At 71.9% G+C, this 19,621-nt stretch carries 19 protein-coding genes; 14 read left to right on the top strand and 5 right to left on the bottom strand.

The window, feature by feature from the left end:
• Window positions 1-71: 71 nt before the first annotated feature.
• The gene (locus ABEB12_RS31670) at window positions 72-419 is read left to right on the top strand and encodes a winged helix-turn-helix transcriptional regulator (RefSeq protein WP_185063403.1); all 348 of its coding nucleotides are present in this window, start codon (window positions 72-74) and stop codon (window positions 417-419) included.
• 10 nt (window positions 420-429) lie between these two features.
• Here ABEB12_RS31670 and ABEB12_RS31665 read toward each other — a convergent pair whose 3' ends face one another.
• Entirely contained in the window at window positions 430-1,242 is an 813-nt protein-coding gene (locus tag ABEB12_RS31665; protein WP_345703310.1) for an HAD family hydrolase, read from the bottom strand.
• Between the two features lie 279 nt (window positions 1,243-1,521).
• Between ABEB12_RS31665 and ABEB12_RS31660 the strand changes: the two genes are divergently transcribed.
• The 3 genes from ABEB12_RS31660 to ABEB12_RS31650 are packed head-to-tail and all read left to right on the top strand — an operon-like array spanning window position 1,522 to window position 3,532.
• Window positions 1,522-2,001 (top strand): phosphatase PAP2 family protein, encoded by a 480-nt coding sequence (locus tag ABEB12_RS31660; RefSeq protein ID WP_345703354.1) that lies wholly within the window; start codon window positions 1,522-1,524, stop codon window positions 1,999-2,001.
• Window positions 1,998-2,948 (top strand): decaprenyl-phosphate phosphoribosyltransferase, encoded by a 951-nt coding sequence (locus ABEB12_RS31655; protein WP_185063401.1) that lies wholly within the window; start codon window positions 1,998-2,000, stop codon window positions 2,946-2,948. Before ABEB12_RS31660 ends, ABEB12_RS31655 begins: the two co-directional genes overlap by 4 nt.
• Window positions 2,945-3,532 carry a methyltransferase domain-containing protein gene (locus ABEB12_RS31650; protein WP_185063400.1) on the top strand — a complete coding sequence of 196 codons (588 nt, stop codon included), beginning with the start codon at window positions 2,945-2,947 and terminating at the stop codon, window positions 3,530-3,532. Before ABEB12_RS31655 ends, ABEB12_RS31650 begins: the two co-directional genes overlap by 4 nt.
• On the opposite strand, the gene ABEB12_RS31645 is transcribed toward ABEB12_RS31650, so the two are convergent.
• A complete protein-coding gene (locus ABEB12_RS31645; RefSeq protein ID WP_185063399.1) occupies window positions 3,496-4,851 on the bottom strand; it encodes a polysaccharide biosynthesis protein in 1,356 nt (451 codons plus the stop codon). The two genes, ABEB12_RS31650 and ABEB12_RS31645, sit on opposite strands and share 37 nt — an antisense overlap.
• 63 nt (window positions 4,852-4,914) lie before the next feature.
• Between ABEB12_RS31645 and ABEB12_RS31640 the strand changes: the two genes are divergently transcribed.
• From ABEB12_RS31640 to ggt, 7 genes are all read left to right on the top strand, one after another.
• Window positions 4,915-5,862: a glycosyltransferase gene (locus tag ABEB12_RS31640; RefSeq protein ID WP_185063398.1), complete on the top strand. Its 948-nt coding sequence runs from the start codon at window positions 4,915-4,917 to the stop codon at window positions 5,860-5,862.
• Window positions 5,862-7,058, top strand: coding sequence for a glycosyltransferase (locus ABEB12_RS31635; RefSeq protein WP_185063397.1), 1,197 nt, complete (start codon window positions 5,862-5,864; stop codon window positions 7,056-7,058). The genes ABEB12_RS31640 and ABEB12_RS31635 overlap by 1 nt, the downstream gene beginning before the upstream one ends.
• Before the next feature lie 222 nt (window positions 7,059-7,280).
• Window positions 7,281-9,488: a DUF6541 family protein gene (locus tag ABEB12_RS31630; protein WP_185063396.1), complete on the top strand. Its 2,208-nt coding sequence runs from the start codon at window positions 7,281-7,283 to the stop codon at window positions 9,486-9,488.
• A 50-nt stretch (window positions 9,489-9,538) separates the two neighbouring features.
• The gene (gene glf, locus ABEB12_RS31625; RefSeq protein ID WP_345703309.1) at window positions 9,539-10,726 is read left to right on the top strand and encodes a UDP-galactopyranose mutase; all 1,188 of its coding nucleotides are present in this window, start codon (window positions 9,539-9,541) and stop codon (window positions 10,724-10,726) included.
• Window positions 10,727-10,781: 55 nt separating this feature from the next.
• On the top strand, window positions 10,782-11,195 hold the full coding sequence (locus ABEB12_RS31620) for a prevent-host-death protein (RefSeq protein ID WP_185063394.1): 414 nt from the start codon (window positions 10,782-10,784) through the stop codon (window positions 11,193-11,195).
• Between the two features lie 62 nt (window positions 11,196-11,257).
• Window positions 11,258-11,623, top strand: coding sequence for a cytotoxic translational repressor of toxin-antitoxin stability system (locus ABEB12_RS31615; protein ID WP_345703308.1), 366 nt, complete (start codon window positions 11,258-11,260; stop codon window positions 11,621-11,623).
• 52 nt (window positions 11,624-11,675) lie between these two features.
• Window positions 11,676-13,445, top strand: a complete 1,770-nt coding sequence (ggt, locus tag ABEB12_RS31610; protein ID WP_425572294.1) for a gamma-glutamyltransferase — start codon at window positions 11,676-11,678, stop codon at window positions 13,443-13,445.
• Between the two features lie 16 nt (window positions 13,446-13,461).
• Here the strand turns inward: ggt and ABEB12_RS31605 are convergent, their stop codons facing one another.
• Window positions 13,462-13,713 (bottom strand): hypothetical protein, encoded by a 252-nt coding sequence (locus tag ABEB12_RS31605; protein ID WP_185063392.1) that lies wholly within the window; start codon window positions 13,711-13,713, stop codon window positions 13,462-13,464.
• Between the two features lie 216 nt (window positions 13,714-13,929).
• Between ABEB12_RS31605 and ABEB12_RS31600 the strand changes: the two genes are divergently transcribed.
• Together ABEB12_RS31600 and ABEB12_RS31595 are read left to right on the top strand one after the other, a co-directional pair.
• Window positions 13,930-15,939 (top strand): glycosyltransferase, encoded by a 2,010-nt coding sequence (locus ABEB12_RS31600; protein WP_185063391.1) that lies wholly within the window; start codon window positions 13,930-13,932, stop codon window positions 15,937-15,939.
• Window positions 15,940-15,954: 15 nt separating this feature from the next.
• On the top strand, window positions 15,955-17,286 hold the full coding sequence (locus tag ABEB12_RS31595; RefSeq protein ID WP_185063390.1) for an acyltransferase family protein: 1,332 nt from the start codon (window positions 15,955-15,957) through the stop codon (window positions 17,284-17,286).
• Here ABEB12_RS31595 and ABEB12_RS31590 read toward each other — a convergent pair.
• Both ABEB12_RS31590 and ABEB12_RS31585 read right to left on the bottom strand, forming a co-directional pair.
• The gene (locus ABEB12_RS31590; protein ID WP_185063389.1) at window positions 17,231-17,881 is read right to left on the bottom strand and encodes a nitroreductase family protein; all 651 of its coding nucleotides are present in this window, start codon (window positions 17,879-17,881) and stop codon (window positions 17,231-17,233) included. The two genes, ABEB12_RS31595 and ABEB12_RS31590, sit on opposite strands and share 56 nt — an antisense overlap.
• 194 nt (window positions 17,882-18,075) lie before the next feature.
• Window positions 18,076-18,711, bottom strand: coding sequence for a ribosomal eL19 family protein (locus ABEB12_RS31585; RefSeq protein ID WP_185063388.1), 636 nt, complete (start codon window positions 18,709-18,711; stop codon window positions 18,076-18,078).
• A 34-nt stretch (window positions 18,712-18,745) separates the two neighbouring features.
• On the opposite strand from ABEB12_RS31585, the gene ABEB12_RS31580 reads away from it, so the two are divergent.
• Window positions 18,746-19,552 carry a CPBP family intramembrane glutamic endopeptidase gene (locus ABEB12_RS31580; protein WP_345703307.1) on the top strand — a complete coding sequence of 269 codons (807 nt, stop codon included), beginning with the start codon at window positions 18,746-18,748 and terminating at the stop codon, window positions 19,550-19,552.
• Window positions 19,553-19,621 lie beyond the last annotated feature (69 nt).

Genomic DNA, 19,621 nt, shown 5'->3' with positions numbered 1-19,621 from the left:
GATCGTGCTTCCACGCCCTACTCTGGGACAAGTACTGACGAATTAGTGGGGTACTTACCGGAAGGTGAGTAATGAGCCGGAAGTGTGCGCCGTTCGTGTGCGGCATCGACGCGGCCATCGACGTGGTCGGCGGGAAGTGGAAGGTGCTCATCCTCTGGGAGCTGGCCAACTCCGGCCGGCGCCGGTTCGGCGAGCTCAAACGCGGCCTGCCCGGGGTGAGCGAGAAGATGCTGATCCAGCACCTGCGCGAACTGGAGCGCGACGAGGTGGTGCGCCGCGAGGTGTTCCACGAGGTGCCCCCCAGGGTGGAGTACTCGCTGACCTCGTTCGGCGCCGAGCTGAACGACGCGCTCGGGCCGCTGGGCGCCTGGGGCCAGCGGCACAAGGCGCGCCTGGAGAAGATCCGGGCCGATAGTTAGGCGACGCGCCTCAGAACCAGCGTTCGAGGACCAGGGCCACGCCGTCCTCGGCGGCCGGTGCGGTGACCTCGTCGGCCACCGCCAGCGCGTCCGGGTGCGCATTGCCCATGGCCACGCCGTGCCCGGCCCAGGTGAGCATGGGCACGTCGTTGGGCATGTCGCCGAAGGCGATCACGTCGGCCCGGTCCACGCCGGCGTCCCCGGCCACCTCGGCCAGCCCGCTGGCCTTGGTCACCCCGGCGGTGGCCAGCTCCACGAACCCGTTCGGGCTGGAGAAGGTGAGCGCCACCGACCCGCCGAGCACCGGCTCGAGCACCGCCACCATCTCGTCACTGGTCATGTCCGGGTTGCGCACCAGCAGCTTCACCGCCGGCTGGGCGAACAGTTCGTCCCTCGGGACCACCACGTGGTCGGACAGCGCGTAGGCGTGCCGGTAACCCGGCTCGCACACGAACTGCTTGTCCACGTCCTCGAACGCCGACCGGCCGACCCGCTCCACCGCCAGCCACGCGCCGGGCAGCGCCTCGGCGCACACCTCACCCAGCCGGGCCAGCGTCTCCGGCCGGAGCGTGCTCGCGGAGAGCACCCGGTCCCCGGCGATGTCGTAGCGCACCGCGCCGTTCGCGCAGACCGCCAGCGTCACCCCCGGCAGGTGCTTGGCGATCGGCGGAATCCACCTCGGCGGCCGCCCGGTGACCAGCACGAACGGCGTGCCGGACGCGATAACCCGCTCGACCACCGCCCTGGTCCGCGCCGACGGCGGTTCGTTCGGCCCGATCAAGGTCCCGTCCACGTCGGACGCCACAAGTAAGGGTTGCCGCACCCTCACAGGCTAAGCGCCACCCCGCGAGTCGGGGTTTCGTGCACGGTGAGTCGGGGTTTCGGGTACGGGTTGTCGGGGTATCCGGCACGGCGGCGCCCCCGGCCAAGGGCCGGGAAGTGTTACCGGTTCGAGGCCTTGGTACGCCGCCGCGTAGCATCGGGCACCGCTTGTGTCCATACCGCGCCTGGAGGCGGCTGAACCGTGACAGACCCGCTGGCGTCGACCGTCCTGCTCGACCCCGGTAGCCCGCGCGATCCGTCACGCGCCGCCGAGACGAAGCTGCTCGGCGCGGTGCAGGCTCGGCTCGACCACCCCACCGTCGTGCGGACCGCGCGCGGGATGTCCCTGTTCGGCGAGCATGCCGGCGGCTGGCTGGCGCTCGGCCTCCTGGGCGCGGCGGTGGACCGGAAACGGCGGCGGAGCTGGCTGGGCGCGACCGCCGGGGTGGCCGCCGCGCACGGCGCCTCCATCGCGGTGAAACGGGTGATCCGGCGCCCGCGCCCGGACGATCCGTCCGTCGCGGTGCTGGCCGGCACGCCGAGCCGACTGAGCTTTCCCTCCTCGCACGCCAGCTCGACCACCGCCGCCGCCGTGCTGTTCGGCGCGCTGCTCGGCCGGCGGCTGACGCCGCTGCTGGTCCCGCCGATGCTGCTGTCCCGGCTGGTGCTCGGCGTGCACTTCCCCACCGATGTGCTGGCCGGATCGGCGCTGGGCGCCGCGGTCGGCACGGTGGTCAAACGCCGGCTGGAGCAACGGTGACGTCTACCTCGGAAACCTCCGAAACCTCGGAAACCACCCAGCCGCCCGCGACGACCGATGCGGCCCCCAAGCCGACCGGCGGCGTGGTCGGCGGGCTGATCAAGGCCGCCCGCCCCCGGCAGTGGGTGAAGAACTGCCTGGTCCTGGCGGCCCCGCTGGCCAGCGCGCAGCTGACCCACGCCGACGTGCTGAGCAAGATCGGGCTGGCCTTCGCGGCGTTCTGCATGGCCGCCTCGGCGGTCTACCTGATCAACGACTCGGTGGACGTCGCCGAGGACCGGGCGCACCCGGTGAAGCGCAACCGCCCGATCGCCGCCGGCCGGGTACCGGTGCCGCTGGCCGTGGTCACGGCGATCCTGCTGTTCATCGGCTCGCTGGTGGTGTCGGCGTTCGCCTCGCCCGAGCTGGTGATCGTGATCGCGGTGTACATCGCGGTCCAGCTGGGCTACTGCTTCGGCCTCAAGCACCAGCCGGTGATCGACATCTGCATCGTGGCCTCCGGCTTCCTGATCCGCGCGGTGGCCGGCGGCGCGGCGGCGGGCATCCCGCTGTCCCAGTGGTTCCTGCTGTGCGCCGGGTTCGGCTCGCTGTTCATGGTCGCCGGCAAGCGCTCGGCGGAGTTCGTCCTGGCCGAGCGGACCGGCGCGAAGATCCGCAAGTCGCTGGAGCGCTACTCGGCCTCCTACCTGCGGTTCGTGTGGACCTCCTCGGCCACCGTGCTGATCGTGATGTATGGGCTGTGGGCGTTCGAGATCCGCGCCGCGCACCACAACTCGGTGTGGACGATCATCTCGATCGTGCCGTTCGTGGTCGCGGTGCTGCGCTACGCGGTGGACGTGGACGGCGGCAACGGCGGCGAGCCCGAGGAGATCGCCCTGGGTGACCGGGTGCTCCAGGTGCTGGCCGTGCTGTGGCTGTCCGCACTGGTCGCGGCGGTGTACCTGTGAAGGACACCACCGAGGGCGCGTACACCGAGCGGCTGGTCCGCTTCCAGGGCGCCGCGTGGAAGCGCGTGCTGGACGTGCAGGCCCCGTACCGCTGGAAGCTGCGCCGGATGCTGGGCGACCGGGTGACCCTGGACGTGGGCTGCGGGATCGGCCGGAACCTGGTGAACCTGCCGGCCGGCAGCGTCGGCGTGGACCACAACGACCACTCCGTCGAGCACTGCCGCTCCCTCGGCCTGACCGCGTTCACGCCGGACGAGTTCCACGCGTCCGCCGCACCGCAGACGTTCGACGGGATGCTGGCCGCCCACCTGGTCGAGCACCTGCCCCGGGCGGACGCGGTCACCGTGCTCAAGAGCTACCTGCCGTACCTGCGCCCCGGAGCGCGGGTCGTGGTGATCACGCCGCAGGAGCGGGGCTACGCCAGCGACGCCACCCACGTGTGGTTCTGCGGGTTCGAGGAGAACGCGGACCTGTGCCGCGAGCTGGGGCTCGAGGTGGAGGACCAGGGTTCGTTCCCGTTCCCGCGCGCGGCCGGGCGGCGCTTCACCTACAACGAGTTCGTGACGGTGGCCAGGCTGCCCTGACCGGCGGCCGCGCGGCCCCGGACCTCGCGCACCAGCGTGAAGGTCATCAGCACGCACACCACGGCGGGCGCGACCAGTTGGGCGATGACCGCCGCCGGCAGCGGCGGGATCGGTGCGAACAGCAGGCCTACGAACAGCACCGAGGCGACCAACCAGGCCAGCGTGGCGGCCCGGTGCCGGCCCAGCGCGACCAGGGTCGGCTGCAGCACCTGGGCGATCATCATGATCACCGCACCGGCGGCCAACAGCGCGGCGATGATTCCGGACAGCTGGATCGGCGCGGTGAAGAACACCCCGGACGCCCACGGGCCGAGCAGCCCGGCGGCCACCACCCCGGGCACCCCGACCGCGAACACCGCCCGCAGCACGGTGCGCACCCGCTCCCGCGCGGCGGCCAGGTCGCCCCGGGCCAGCGCGGAGGTCACCGCCGGCAGCAGGAACGCCTGCACCGGCGCGAACAGGAACAGCGGGATGCGGGACATCATGAACAGGGACACGAAGCTGGCCGCCAGGTCGTGCCCGCTCGGCTCGTAGGCCACGTCGGACAGCCGGGACGAGACGATCACCGGGGCCAGGTTGGTCAGCATCAGGGTGAGCCCGGAGGCGCCGGCCAGCCAGGCCACGGCGGCGGCCATCGGGCGCAGCGGCGGCAGGTCCCCGTGCGCCACGTCGGCCCGCAGCCGCTTGCTGGCCGGGTGCCGCCCACGCAGCAGCCCGGGCAGCGTGACCAGCGCGGCCAGCCCGCAACCCATCGCGTACCCGAAGCCGAACCGGTCCGCGCTGGCCGCGCCGAAGGTGACCAGCGCCAGGCAGGGCAGCAACCGGCCCAGCCCCTCGGCGGCCAGGCTGCCCGCGTACCACCGGAACCGCCGCTGCCCGGCGAAGACGCCGCGCAGCAGGTAGGCGGCCGCCGCGCCGAGCAGCGCCAGCACGGTGGCGGCGAGCAACCCGTCGTGCCCGGCGAACACCCTCGGCACCAGCACCGGGGACAGCGCGACCACCACGACCACCATCAGCAGGGCCAGACCGGCGCACACCAGCCCGGCCGCCCGCATGGTCGCGGCCGCACGGGCGCCGGCCGCGAGCCGTCCGCTGACCTCGTGGTTGGTCTGCTGTTCCACGGCGGCGAACACGCCGGGGCCGACGATCGAGGTGATCAGGAACATCGCGGCCGCGGCGGTGTAGTCACGCGGGGTGAGGGTGTGCCCGGCCAGCGCCAGGATCACGTACGCGGCCAGGCCGACCAGCGCCAACCCGCCACCAACCGGGGCGGCGGTACGCGCCCGCGCCCACAGCAACCCCGTCCGCCCGTCGGCCATCGCCGCAAAGGGTACGTGGAGGGTGAACGAAGGCATGTGAATAGGGGTGACTATTCTGCGGCGGTGCTGATCGACCTCATGGTGCCGGCGTTCGGTGATGATGCGCTGGTCCGCGAGATGGCGCGCAGCGTGTTCGCCCAGGACGACCCGAACTGGCGACTCACGGCGATCGACGACGGCCCGGCGGCGGGCCGGGCGGCCGGCCTCGGCGAGTGGCTGGCCCAGGCCGCGCCCGGCGACGACCGGGTGCGGTACCGCGCGAACCCGACGCGCCTGGGCATCAACCGCAACTTCCAGAGCTGCGTCAAGGCCGCCGAGGGCGACCTGGTGGTGCTGCTCGGCGCGGACGACCGGCTGCTTCCCGGCTTCGTGAGCACGCTCCGGCGGACCGCCGCCGCGCAGCCCGACGTCGCCTTCGTGCACGCCGGCGCGCGGGTCATCGACGCCGCCGGCGACCCCACCCGGCCGCTGGTGGACCGGGTGAAGCGGGCGGTCTCGATCCGCCCGGCGAAGGGTGCGGGCCTGACGCTGGCCGGCGGCGAGCGGCTGGCCGCCTCGCTGCTGCGGGGCAACTGGATGTACTTCCCCAGCGTGGCGTTCCGCCGCGACTGGTTGGTCGCGCACGGCTTCCGGGAGGGCTACGACGTGGTCCAGGACCTGGATCTCTACCTACGGATCCTGCGCGCCGGCGGAAAGGCCGCGCTGCTGGAGCGGCCGGGCATCGAGTACCGCCGGCACCCGGGCAGCCTGTCCAGCACGGGCGCCAAGGACGGCTCGCGGTTCGCCGAGGAGCGCCGGTTCTTCACCGAGGCGGCGCTGGAGCTGACCGATGCCGGCTGGCCGGTCGCCGCCCGGGCGGCCCGGCTGCACCTCACCTCCCGGCTGCACCAGCTGAGCGCCGTGCCGGAGCTGGTCGCCGCCGGTCAGCACCGGGCCGCCGGCCGCCTGCTGCGGCACGCGCTGCGCGCGCTGCCGGTGCCGGTCCGCACGACCGAGGGAGCGCCGGCCTGATGACCTCGACCGCGGCCAGCGCGCCGACGACCACGGCGGAGGCCCGGCAGACGCTGGAGCTGACCGTCGTGCTGCCCTGCCTGAACGAGGCGGAGACGCTGGAGACCTGCGTGCGCAAGGCGCTCGGGTCGCTGGAGCGGCTGGGCGTGCGGGGCGAGGTGGTGGTGGCCGACAACGGCTCCACCGACGGCTCGCAGGACATCGCTGTCGCGGCGGGCGCCCGGGTGGTGGACGTGCCGAGGCGCGGCTACGGCGCCGCCCTCACCGCCGGCATCGAGGCCGCCGAGGGCGAGTTCGTGCTGATGGCGGACGCGGACGACAGCTACGCGCTGGAGTCGCTGGACGCCTTCGTCGACGCGCTGCGGGACGGCGCCGACCTGGTCATGGGCAACCGCTTCCAGGGCGGCATCGAGGCCGGCGCGATGCCGTTCCTGCACCGCTACCTGGGCAATCCTGTGCTCTCCCGGCTGGGTCGGATGATGTTCCACATCCCGGTGAGCGACTTCCACTGCGGCATCCGGGCTTTCCGGCGGTCGGCGATCCTGGGGCTCGGGCTGCGCACCTCCGGCATGGAGTTCGCCAGCGAGATGGTGGTGCGGGCGGCGCTGGCCCGGCTGCGCATCGCCGAGGTGCCGACCATCCTGCGCCCGGACGGCCGCAGCCGCGCGCCGCACCTGCGCACCTGGCGGGACGGCTGGCGGCACCTGCGGTTCCTGCTCGCGTTCTCCCCGCGCTGGCTGCTCTACTACCCGTCGCTGTGGCTGATGGCGGTCGGGATGACCGGCCTGGCCTGGCTGTCCTTCGGGCCGCACGTGATCGGCGGGGTGGGCTTCGGCCTGCACAGCATGTTGGCCTGCGCGACCATGTTCGTGCTGGGCATGCAGGGCCTGGGCCTGGCCGTGGTGGCCCGCTCCTACGCCAGCCACCTGGGGCTGCTGTCCCCGTCGACCCGGATCATCCGCCTGCTGGCCCGGATCTCGCTGGAACGCGGGCTGGTGGCCGGCGGGCTGCTGTCGCTGCTCGGCACCGGCTGCTTCGTGGCCGCCCTGACCTCGTGGGGCGCGCACGGGTTCGGCGCGCTGAACGTGGTCGACACCATGCGCGTGCCCATCATCGGCATGGTGCTGATCGTCACCGGCTTCCAGTTGATCACGGTCAGCTTCACCCTCTCCCTGACCCGTATCGGCGAAGACTGACCGTTCCTCGGGCAGGGCTACCCTTCGCGGTAGAGCGCGTCCCGTGGATCTATGCCGAGCGAGCGGTGAACCAGATGGATGCATCGCAAGGCGGAGGAGGAGCTCATAGCGGAGCTATGTGCGACGACGACAACGCCGCGAGGCGCCATCTGGGCACCGCGCAGCCGGCTGAATGATCCGCGGGACGCGCTCTAGCTCGAGCCGTGGAGGAGGCGAGAAACCGTGGGCGGGGTAGCAGTGCTCGCGGTCGCCGCGGCCACCGTGTTCGGGCCGGGGCTGGCCGTGCTGCTCGCGCTCGGCGTGCGCCAGCGGTTGCTGCTGCTCGGCGCGGTCCCGGCGGCCTCGGTCGGCGTCGCGCTGCTCACCGCCAGCGGGGCCGGGCTGGTCGGCGCACGGTTCGGCCCGACCGCACTGGTAGTCGGCACGGCGGTGCTCACCCTGCTCGCCGGGCTCGTCAGCCTCACCGTCCGGCTTGGCGGGCTCAGACGTTTTGGCGGGCTCAGACGTTTTGGCCGGCTCGGCCGGCGGCGTGGCGCGGCGCCGACGCCGGAAACCACACCGTCCGTACTGCCCCCGCTGACCGGCCTGACCGCCGTGTTCGCCCAGCTGGTTGGGCTGATCTTCCTGCTCACCGCCGTCGGCCTGGCGCTGCGCGCGTGGTCCCGGGGCCTGGTCAGCTGGGCCACCTGGAACCAGGACCACGACACGATCCTGCACGCCGTGCTGACCGCGTACATCATGCGCAGCGGCAAGGGCGCGCCGTGGCAGATCATGCCGGCGGACGTGCTCACCGGCGAGGGCACGGTCTACTACCCGGACGGTTTCCACCTGGTCGCGGCGACCATCGGCGACGTGTTCGGCGACCCCGTCGTGGGCATGAACGCCGCCGCCGCGATGATCCTCGGCGCGGCCTGGGTGTGTTGTTCCGGCGCGCTGGCCGCCGCCGTGGTGCGCCGGCTCACCGACGACGTCGCCTGGCTGACCCTGGCCGCCGGCATGGCCGCCGTGATCGCCTCCGGGCTGTACCGGCCGGCCTACCAGCTGGCCCGGGACAACGGCCTGCTGCCCAACGCGTCGGCCCTGGTGCTGGTCCCCGGGGTGGTCGCGGCGCTGCTGCTGGTCCGGCCGCGCGCGTTCCGCACCGCGGTGGGGGTGGGGCTGGCGTGCGCCGGGGTGGTCACCGTGCATCCCAGCTCGGGGCTTTCCGTCGGGCTGACCGTGCTGGTGTTCTGGCTGGGCATGTTGTTCTTCCGGGAAGGCCGGCAGACGCTGCGGGCGCAACTGTCGGTGCTCGCGGTTACCTTGCTGAGTGCGGCGGTGATCGCCGCGCCGGTGCTGCGCGGGGCGCTCGCGGTCAGCGGGCGGATCGGGGCGTTCCCACCGGACAGTGCGCACGTGTCGGTGCTCCGGTCGCTGCGCAACTCGGTGCCGCTGATCTACGGGGGGATGTTCGACGACCGGTTCATGATCCAGATGTGGCCGACGCTGCTGCTCGGCCTGGGGTTGGTCACCGCGCTAGTGCTGCGCCGCGCGCTGCCGCTGGTGCTGACCTGGGCGGTGTGGCTGACCATCGTGGCGCTCTCGTTCCGCGACCCGAACGGGGTCACCGCGCCCATCCTGGGCTTCTTCTACAACAGCGCCGGCCGGGTGCGCAGCCACATCGCGATGCTCGCCCCCTCACTGGCCACGCTCGGGGCGATCGGCCTGGTGTGCGCCCTGCTGGCGGTGGGCGGCCGGGTGGCGCGGCGGGTGGACGAGCGCTGGGAGGTCCGGCTCAACCCGCTCTCGCTGGACGACACCGCCCGGTCGGTCGGCACCGTGCGGCGTCCAGGCCCGGTGTGGACGCGCGGGCTCACGGCGGTGTGTGCGGTCCTGCTGGTCACGCTGGGCGGGATCGGCTACGTGGCGACCGTCTCCCGGGGTTACCTGCTGACCGCCGCGCAGGCGTTGTCCCAGCGCTGGTCCAACCCGCAGCTCTACCGGGTGGACTCGGACGACGCGGCGGCCGCCGAATGGCTGCGCCGGCACATCCAGCCCGGCCAACGGATCATGAACAGCCCGAACGACGGGTCCACCTACCTGTACGTGCGGGACAACCTGCCCATCGTGGAGATCAGCACGCTGGGCGTGCCGGACTCGCCGTACACGTACCAGCTGATGAAGAACTTCCGGTACCTGGCCACCGACCCGGAGGTCCGCCGCCGCATCCTGGACATGCACATCGCCTGGGTGTACGTGGACCAGCGGGCGCCGATCATCGGCGCGGACGGCGCGCCGGACGACTGGACCGGCGGCGGCCTGATGACCACGGTCTCCGGCCTGGAACGGCTGGACCGGGTGCCCGGGCTGATCCTGGCCCACATCAGCGGCGAGGTGCACATCTACAAGGTGGACCGGGACGTCGTCCAATGGCTCGAGGACAACGCCTGACACAGTCCCGCCGACCGGCGGCCGGCCGGCGACCACTACCCTCGGCGGGCGTGACGGGTCGTGACTTTGATCTTGTAGTGGTGGGTTCCGGCTTCTTCGGGCTGACCGTGGCCGAACGGGCCGCGAACGAGCTGGGCAAGCGCGTGCTCATCCTGGAGCGGCGCAACCACATCGGCGGCAACGCCTACTCCGAGGCCGAGCCGGAGACCGGCATCGAGGTGCACCGCTACGGCGCGCACCTGTTCCACACCAGCAACAAGCGGGTGTGGGAGTACGTGAACCGGTTCACCAGCTTCACCAACTACCAGCACCGGGTGTTCGCCCGGGTGGCCGACCAGGTCTACGCGTTCCCGATGAACCTGGCCCTGATCAACAGCTTCTTCGGCCGCTCGCACACCCCGGACGAGGCCCGCGCGCTGATTGCCTCCCAGGCCGCCGAGTTCGACACGGCCGCCGCGAAGAACCTGGAGGAGAAGGCGATCTCGCTGATCGGCCGCCCGCTGTACGAGGCGTTCGTGAAGGGGTACACCGCCAAGCAGTGGCAGACCGACCCGACCGAGCTGGACCCGTCCATCATCACCCGGCTCCCGGTCCGCTACACCTTCAACAACCGGTACTTCAACGACTCGTTCGAGGGCCTGCCCACCGACGGCTACACCGCCTGGCTGGAGCGGATGGCCGAGACCCCGGGCGTCACCGTGAAGCTGGACACCGACTACTTCGCCGTCCGCGACCAGCTCCCCGACGTGCCGACCGTGTACACCGGCCCGCTGGACCGCTACTTCGACTACCGCGAGGGCGAGCTGGGCTGGCGCACGCTGGACTTCGAGCAGGAGGTGCTCACCGGCACCGGTGACTTCCAGGGCACCTCGGTCATGAACTACAACGACATCGACGTGCCGTACACCCGGATCCACGAGTTCCGGCACTTCCACCCCGAACGCGCCGAGTACCCGGGCGACAAGACGGTGATCGTGCGCGAGTTCTCCCGGTTCGCCGAGAGCGGCGACGAGCCGTACTACCCGATCAACACCGCCGGCGACCGGACCAAGCTGGAGCGCTACCGCGAGCTGGCCCGCAAGGAGACGGTGAACCGGAAGGTGCTGTTCGGCGGCCGGCTGGGCACCTACAAGTACCTGGACATGCACATGGCCATCGGCTCCGCGCTGACCATGTTCGAGAACCGCCTGGCCCCGCACCTCACCGACGGCACCCCGCTGTCCGGCGAGGACGACTGAGGCTCAAGTACCTGAAGTACTTGACGTACTCGCATCTCAGGCAGAGACTGATGACATGCCAACGCTCAACTCCTACACCGAGGCCCGCGCGCACCTGAAAGACCTGTTGGACGCGGCCGAGCGCGGCCGGGTGGCCACGGTGCGTCGGGACTCGGCCCGTACCGCGATGGTGGACGTCGAGCGACTGCGCTACTTCCTCGCCTCACTGCTGCCGTCCAGGGCCGAGGTGGTCGCGGAGGACGGCGGTTGGTCGGCGTTCATCCCGGGCGTGCCGGTCGCGGCCGACGGCGAGACGTTCGACGATGCGGTGGACGAAATGCTGGCCGCGCTGCGCGAGTACGCCGAGGACTGGCAGGACCACCTGCTGGACGCCCCGAACCACCGGGACAACTGGGGGCTGGTGCAGCTGATCGAGCTGTCCGACGACCGCCAGCTGCGCAACTGGATCATCGGGGCCCCCGCCCGGTGAACTGGCCGGCGCCGACCCGGAAAGATCACGACACGTTCTGCCGGGCCGAAGGTTGGCGGCGGGTGCGTGACGCCCGGGGCCGCACCGGTACGCACCACCTGACCTACGAGCTGGCGCTACCGGACGGCCGCGTGCTCCGCACCGGGGTCTCCCACCCACCGAACCGCACCGGCTACGGCGCCAAGCTGTGGAAGCACATCCTGCGCGACCAGCTCGGCGTGGACGAGGCGACGTTCTGGGCGTGTGTCCAGGACGGCGTCGCCCCGGATCGAGGGGCGCCGAAGGCACCGCCGCACGCGCTGCCCGCCGAACTCGTCCACCTGTTGCTCACCCGGGTGGGACTCACCGAGGCCGAGGTCGCCGGCATGAGCCGCGCGGAGGCCGCCGATCGCCTGCACCGCCACTGGACCGAGGGCGCCGAAGGCTGACGGGCCGGGGTGCGACCTCGGTTGTTGCCCTGGGTGCGGCAGGATCTGTCAGGTGATCAGTGGCAGGCTTCTCGTGGTCGCGGCGGTGGTGGGCGTGGCCCTGACCGCGTGCACCTCCTCCTCCCAGCAGACCGGCCCCGCGATGCGCCCGGAGGCCGTCGGCGACGGCGGCGCGGTGGCCAGCATCGACCCGTACGCCAGTGCGATCGGCCTGGAGGTGCTGCGCTCCGGCGGGAACGCGGTGGACGCGGCCGTGGCCACCGCCGCCGCACTGGGCGTCACCGAGCCGTACTCGACCGGCATAGGCGGCGGCGGGTTCTTCGTCTACTACGACGCGGCCAGCGGCAAGGTCTCCACCCTGGACGGCCGGGAGACCGCGCCGGCCGCCGCCGACGCGAACCACTTCACCGAGAACGGCCAGGCCATCAACGCCGACGAGGCGATGTCCAGCGGGCTGGCCGTCGGCGTCCCCGGCACCCCGGCCACCTGGGACGAAGCCGCCCGCCGCTGGGGCACCCGCCCGCTGGCCGAGCTACTGAAGCCCGCCGCCGAGCTGGCGCGCAACGGGTTCGTGGTCGACCAGGCCTTCCGCGCCCAGACCGAGGAGAACGCGAAGCGGTTCGCCCGGTTCCCGGCCACCGCCCAGCTCTACCTGCCCGGCGGGCAGCCCCCGGACGTGGGCACCACCCTGCGCAACCCCGACCTGGCGGCCACCTACGACCGGCTCGGCGCCAAAGGCGTCGGGGCGATCTACCGCGGCGCGATCGGCGCGGACATCGTCGCCGCCGCCAACGCGCCCCGGACCGAGCCGGGCCAGGGCGTCCGCCCGGGCAAGCTGGCGCCCGCCGACCTGGCCGGCTACCAGGTCATACCCCGGGACCCGACCCACACCACGTACCGGGGCCTGGACGTCTACGGCATGGGCGCCCCGTCCTCCGGCGGCATCGGCGTGGCCGAGGCGCTGAACATCCTGGAGCGCACCACCCCACGCGGCCGGTCGACCGACCTGTTGCACCGCTACCTGGAAGCCACCCGCCTGGCGTTCGCCGACCGCAACCGGTGGGTGGGCGACCCGGCCGCGAACGAGGTGCCCACGGCGGCGCTGCTCTCCAAGCAGTTCGCCGACTCCCGGGCCTGCCTGATCGACCCGGCCCACGCCGCGCGCAGCCCCATCGGCGCCGGTGACCCCCACGCACCGGCCTCCTGTGTCGCCCCGGTGACCGTCGCCCCGGCCCCGGGCGCGACGGAGGGCCGGAACACCGCGCACCTGACCGTGGCCGACGCCAAGGGCAACGTGGTCGCCTACACGCTGACCATCGGGAAGATCGGCGGCAGCGGCATGGTCGTGCCCGGCCGGGGCTTCTTCCTGACCACCGTGCTCACCGACTTCGGCTTCACCCCGGCCATCCCCGGTGACCCGAACCTGCCCGGCCCGGGCAACCGCCCGCGCAGCTCCATGTCCCCGACGATCGTGCTGGACCGGGGCCAACCGCTGCTCGCCGTCGGCTCGTCCGGGGGCACCACGATCCTGAGCACCATCACCCAGACCCTGGTCAACCGCCTCGACCTGGGCATGTCACTGGTGGACGCCATCGCCGCACCCCGCGCGTCCCAGCGCAACGAGCCGAAGACCGAGGCCGAGCCGGCCTTCCTGGCGGCCCAACCCGAACGCGACGAGCTGGCGGCCCGGGGCCACGAGTTCACCGAGGTCGAGGAGTTCGGCTCGGCCACCGGCGTGGAACGGCGCCCGGACGGGCGCTGGGTGGCCGCCGCCGAGACGGCCCGCCGCGGCGGCGGCTCGGCCATGGCCATCGACCGGTAGCCGGTTCGACCCGTGGTCAGTTCGGGTTGAACTGGTAGCGGTTGTCGTTGTTGCGGTTGGGGTCGTACGGGATGGCGCTCGGCATGTTGTAGGGCGTCAGGCCGTCGGTCACGCAGTTGCGGCCGTCCGCGTCCAGCCGGTAGCCGTCCGGGCACTGCGGGCCGTGCGCCGGAACGGGTTTCTCCGCCGCGACGGCGGCCCCGGTCAGGCCGAGCAGGCACGCCAGGGCCAACCCGGTCGCCACGGCGGGTGACAGCGGTCGCGACATGGTTCTCCCCGATCTGAGCTGCTGAAACCCGCCGAATGACTGAGTGGACCAAGTACAGCAGAACGGCCCTGCGGCCCGTGGGGCTTTGGCAAAATCGGTTGACGCGCCCAGGGGGTGGGCGCCGGGTACCGCGGCGTGACCACTACTCTCGGGGGGCGTGCGCGGTCAGTTAATGATCTTGCGCCGCCGACTCCCCCGCAGCGTTTAAGGACTGAGATGACCGACCTGGCCGAGCACACCGCCACGCCGAACGGTTCCGGCACATCCGGCGGCACCGGGCGCAAGCGACGCACCCCGACCAAGACCGAGCCGAAGGCGGTCGCCCGAGGCATCGAGTGGGACGGCCCCGGCGCGCTGCTGCAGCGGGTGATCCTGCCGCGCACCGGCGACCCGCTGGACCTGCGTGCGCTCTACCTGGACGAGGACGAGGGCAACCGCAAGCGCGCCGCCGCCGACGGCCGCACCACGCTGCGCGTCCCGGCGCAGTCGGAGATCTCCTTCGCCACCTACTTCAACGCCTTCCCGGCCAGCTACTGGCGGCGCTGGACCAGCCTGGAGGGGGTGCAGCTGCGGCTGGCCACCGAGGGCGAGTGCCGGGTGGACATCTACCGCTCCAAGGCGGACGGCACGCAGATCCACGTCACCGGCGGCGTGCTCGGCGGCGACACGGAGAGCGTCCAGCAGGCCGTTTACGACCTGGACCTGGGGCCGTTCGAGGACGGCGGCTGGTACTGGTTCGACCTGACCAGCCACGACGAGCCGGTCACGCTGCACGAGGCCAGCTGGTACGCCCCGGTGAACGCGCCCGGCCGGGCCAAGGTGGCCATCGGCATCACCACCTTCAACCGCCCGACCGACTGCGTCGGCGCACTGGCCGCGCTGGGCGAGGACCAGAAGGTGCTGGACGTCCTCGGCGCGGTCACCGTGGCCGACCAGGGCAACCGGAAGATCCGTGACGAGGCCGGTTTCGAGGCGGCGGCGGCCGTGCTGGGCGACCGGCTGAACGTGGTGGACCAGCCCAACCTGGGCGGTTCCGGCGGCTTCTCCCGGGGCATGCACGAGGCGCTCACCAACACCGACTGCGACCAGATCCTGCTGATGGACGACGACATCGTCATCGAGCCGGACTCGGTGCTGCGCGCGGTGGCGTTCTCCCGGTTCACCGAGCAGCCCACCCTGGTGGGCGGCCAGATGCTGAACCTGCAGGCCCGCAGCCACCTGCACACCATGGGCGAGGTCGTCGACCGGTACAAGTTCAAGTGGGGCCCGGCGCCGCACGTGGAGCACGACCACGACTTCGCCAAGTACCCGCTGCGGCACGCCACCAAGTCCAAGGACCTGCACCGGCGGATCGACGTGGACTACAACGGCTGGTGGATGTGCCTGATCCCCCGGACGGTGGCCGAGAAGCTGGGCCTGCCGCTGCCGCTGTTCATCAAGTGGGACGACACCGAGTACGGCCTGCGCGCCGGTCGCGCCGGGTTCCCCACGGCGACCCTGCCCGGCGTGGCCATCTGGCACATGCCCTGGTCGGACAAGGACGACGCGACCGACTGGCAGGCCTACTTCCACCTGCGCAACCGGCTGGTGGTGGCCGCGCTGCACAGCCCGTACCGGCGCGGCGGCGCGCTGCTGATGGACAGCATGAAGAACACGCTCAAGCACCTGATGTCGCTGGAGTACTCCACGGTGGCGCTGCAGGAGCTGGCCATGCACGACTTCTGTGAAGGTCCGATGGCGCTGTTCGACGCGCTGCCCACCGCGCTCGGCGAGGTGCGCAAGAAGCGGGCCGAGTTCGACGACGGCCGGGTCCTGTCCAGCGCCAAGGAACTGCCGCTGCCGTCCATGGACCGGGTGCGCGCGTCGCGCTTCCTGAAGCCGCCGACGAACCCGATCACCATCGGCGCGACCCTGATCTCCGGACTTATCCACAACATCATGCCGGCGCAGGAGGAGCACCACCGCCGCCCGCAGCTGAACGTGGCCGCGCAGGACGCCCGCTGGTTCCTGATGGCCCGGCTGGACGGCGCCACGGTGGGTACCGCCGACGGGCGCGGGGTGGCCTACCGCAAGCGGGACCCGAAGGTGTTCTGGTCGCTGCTGCGCACCGCGGTCGGCAACCACATCCGGCTGGCCCGGGCCTTCCCCCGCATGCGCCGCACCTACCGCAACTCGCTGCCCGAGCTGACCGGCTCGCGGTACTGGGTCCGCGCCTACCACGGCTGATCGACCGGCTGAACCTTGGCTCCCGAACCCCACGCCAGCACGCACGACCGTCTTGCCGCGCCCGGGCCGGCCCCGGGAATCGCCCCGGGACCCGGGCCGACGCCCGAGCGCGGCAAGCTCGGCGTGGAGTTCGCCTCGGCGAGCACCCTGGCCTCCGATCCCAGCGAGGTCCGGCCGCTCACCGGGCTGCGCCTGTTCGCCGCCGCGTGGGTGGTGGTCTTCCACTTCCAGTTCACCCCGGGGGACTGGGTGGACCGGCTGCTCGGCGAGCGGTCCCCGGTCTTTGCGGTGGTGACCACCGGCGCGCTCGGGGTGGACCTGTTCTACGTGCTGTCCGGTTTCGTCATCGCCTTCACCTATCTCGGGAAGGTCGGGCCCCGGTTCTCTCCCGGAGTGTCCTGGCGGTTCCTGTGGGCCCGGGTCTGCCGGATCTGGCCGGTGTACGCGCTGGTCACCACGGCTTTCGGGGCCTACCTGCTGGTGGTGAAGCTGCGCCTGGGCGACCCCTCGCCGGCCTACCAGAACGTGCAGCCGGATCTGTCGCTCGGTTCCTGGCTGCACCAGATGACCATGACCCAGCTGTGGTTCCACCCCTGGCACGACGGGGTTTCCTGGGTGGGCCCGGCCTGGTCGATCAGCGCGGAATGGCTGGCCTACGTGCTGTTCCCGCTGACCGCGTTGGTGTTCTACCGGATGCGGCACTGGCCCCGGCCGGTCCTCGGGGTGCTGGCGGTGGCGCTGATGGCGCCGGTGGCGGTGAAGTGCCTGAACACCGGCAGCCCGTACTTCGCGTTCTCCTGGGCGGCGCGGATCCTGACCGGGTTCACCGCCGGGGTGCTGGTCTACCTGATCGTCCGAGAGATCCCGCGCACCGCGCGGGTGCGCTCGGCCGCGTCCCGGCTGACCTGGGTGACGCTGGGGCTGATCCTGGCCGGGCTGTACTACGGCGAGTCGCTGGGCGCCGCGCCGGACGGCAGCTCCGAGCAGGGCGGCATCGTGCTGCTGCTGTTCCCGGTGCTGGTGGGCGCGCTGGCGCTGGCCGACCGGGGGCCGGCGCGGCTGCTGGCCACCGGCTGGGCGGTGCACGGCGGGCGGATCTCGTACAGCCTGTACCTGGTGCACGTGCCGCTGTTCGAGCTGTGGTGGACGGTGATGGAGCGCTTCCCCGCGTTCCGCGCCAACTCTGCGCTGTCGGTGGTGCTCACCCCGGTGGTGTTCCTGGCCAGCTTCGTGCTCGCCCACCTGCTGTTCCGGCTGGTCGAGGAGCCGGCCCGCCGCACGATGCGCCGGGTTACCAGCGGTCGACGTGCAAAATCTGCTCCAGGGGTTGGCGCGGGGCCGGCCTGAACGTCTCGCCGGTGAAGTACGCGGTGGGCAGCAGCACCCCCTGGTGCACGGTGTCCGGCATGCCCAGCAGCTCGCGGATCTCCCGCTCGTAGTTCAGGTGCAGCGTGGTCCACGCGCTGCCCAGCCCGCGGGCCCGCGCGGCCAGCATGTAACTCCACGCGGCCGGCAGGATGGACCCCCACATTCCGGCCTGGTTGGCGGTGCCCAGGTCCGCCTTGCCCGCGTCGATGCACGGGATGACCAACACCGGCACCTGGCCCATCCGCTCCGCCAGGTAGGACGCGCTGTCCCCGACCCGGGTCTGCACCCGGGCGCGGGCCTGGTCGTCGGCGAACAGGTTGCCCGCGTAGTACTTCGACTCCACGTAGGCCTGCCACGCCCGCCGGTAGTAGTCGCCGATCGCCGCCCGCTGGTCGGCGTCGGTGACCACCACGAAGTGCCAGTTCTGCGCGTTGGACGCGCTCGGCGACTGCAGCGCGATCTCCAGGCACTCCTTGACCAGTTCCAGCGGCACCGGCCGGTCCAGGTCCAGCCGCTTGCGCACCGACCGCGTGGTGGTGAGCAGCTCGTCCGGCCCCAACTCAAGCGTCGTCATACCGGGAGATCCTGCCAGCACCCAGCGGTACGGGCGCGCCGAGCCATTACATGATCACCGTCTCCGGCGGTCGCTTCCGGGTGGCTTACCCGGCCCGTGCCGCGGGCCATCGGTGCGCATCGGCCAATGCGGGCGGCGGCTGGTTACCCGCGACCTTCGGGCCGGACGTTGGCGCCGGACCCGCCCTCAGCACGTCAGCGGCGAGACGCGGCGTCCCGCTCGGCGAGCTCCCTGAGCATCCGGTTGTACGCGGCGAGCGCGGCATCCTCGGGATCCTCGGCATCGCCGGCCGACGACACGTCGGCGCGACCCGGCGCGACGTTGGGGCGACCCGGCGCGACACCGTTCTCCACCTGCTCGGCCGGCTTCTCCACAGGCTCGGCCGGCTTCTCCACAGGCTCGGCCGGCTTCTCCACAGAACCGGCGGTTTTTCCCACAGCGTCGGCGGCTGGGTCCACAGCCGTGCCGGAGTTGTTCACAGGGGCGGCGGGTTTTCCCACCGGGCCGGAGGCGTTGTCCACAGAGTGGGCCGCGTCTTCCACAGAGCTGGCGAGGTTTTCCACCGGGCTCTCCACAGCGACCGAGGGCGCCGCCGCTTCGGCCTCCAGGTCGTCCAGCCGGCGGGACTCCAGGAGCAGCATGCGCCACCAGCCGACCACGAAGCAGACCGCGAACAGCGGCCACTGCAGCGCGTAGCCCCAGTTCTGCACCGAACCGGTCGTCTCCGCGCGGAACCACTGCCAGTCGCCCAACCACAGGCAGGTCAGGACGGCGACCACCGTGACAAGGTGACCGAACATCCAACTCGGCCTGAAGATGAACCGGCGCACCAGGCCAGGGTAACGCCAGGTAGCGTGCGGCTCCGTGACGGGCAGGCTGCGCCAATGGTTCAACCCATCCTCTCCCGCCCGGCCGGAGCCCACCGCCGAGGAACGACGCCTCGGCATCGTCGAGGTGTGGCTGGTCTTCGGCATCACACTCGGCATGTCCGCGCTGCGCAGCGCACTGTCACTGGTGCAGTCGGCGCTGCGGCCCGGTCCGCTCTCCGACCAGAGCGTGGCGCTGAACGCCCCGGCGGCGGTGAACCAGTACATCGACATGGCGCTGCAGCTGACCTACGCGCTGCAGCTGTTCGGCTGGGGCGCGCTGGGCTGGTACCTGCTGGTCCGGGCCGGTTTCACGCTGCGCGACATCGGCCTGGACCTGGGCCAGCCGGCGCGGGACGCGTTGCGGGCGGTCGGCCTGGCTGCGCTGATCGGGATCCCCGGGCTGGCCCTGTACCTGGTCAGCCGGCACCTCGGGGTGAACCTGACGGTCCGGCCGAGCACGCTCACCGAGACCTGGTGGCGCACCCCGGTGCTGGTCATCTCGGCGATCGGCAACGCATGGGCGGAGGAGGTGCTGCTCACCGGTTACCTGGTGCACCGGCTGCGCCGGCTGGGCTGGTCGGAGAACGCCTCGGCCGGGGTGTCCGCGCTGGTCCGCGGCTGCTATCACCTGTACCAGGGAGTGGGCGGCGCGGTCGGCAACCTGGTGATGGGCCTGGTGTTCGCCCGCTTCTGGCAGCGGACCGGGCGGCTCTGGGCACTGGTCATGGCGCACGCGCTGCTGGACATCGTGGCCTTCGTCGGTTACTCCCTGCTGGCCGGCCACGTCTCCTGGCTGCCCTGAGTTCCACGCTATGGCTCTGCGTGGAAAACTGCCACATGGGCAAACGTGACCAGCAGAGCAAGGGCGAAA

Origin of the sequence: Actinospineispora eucalypti, assembly GCF_039543365.1 — a bacterium.
Classification (GTDB): Bacteria; Actinomycetota; Actinomycetes; order Mycobacteriales; family Pseudonocardiaceae; genus Pseudonocardia; species Pseudonocardia eucalypti.
The sequence above is the reverse complement of the archived record's forward strand: the minus strand, read 5'-3'. Positions and strand labels throughout refer to the sequence as shown.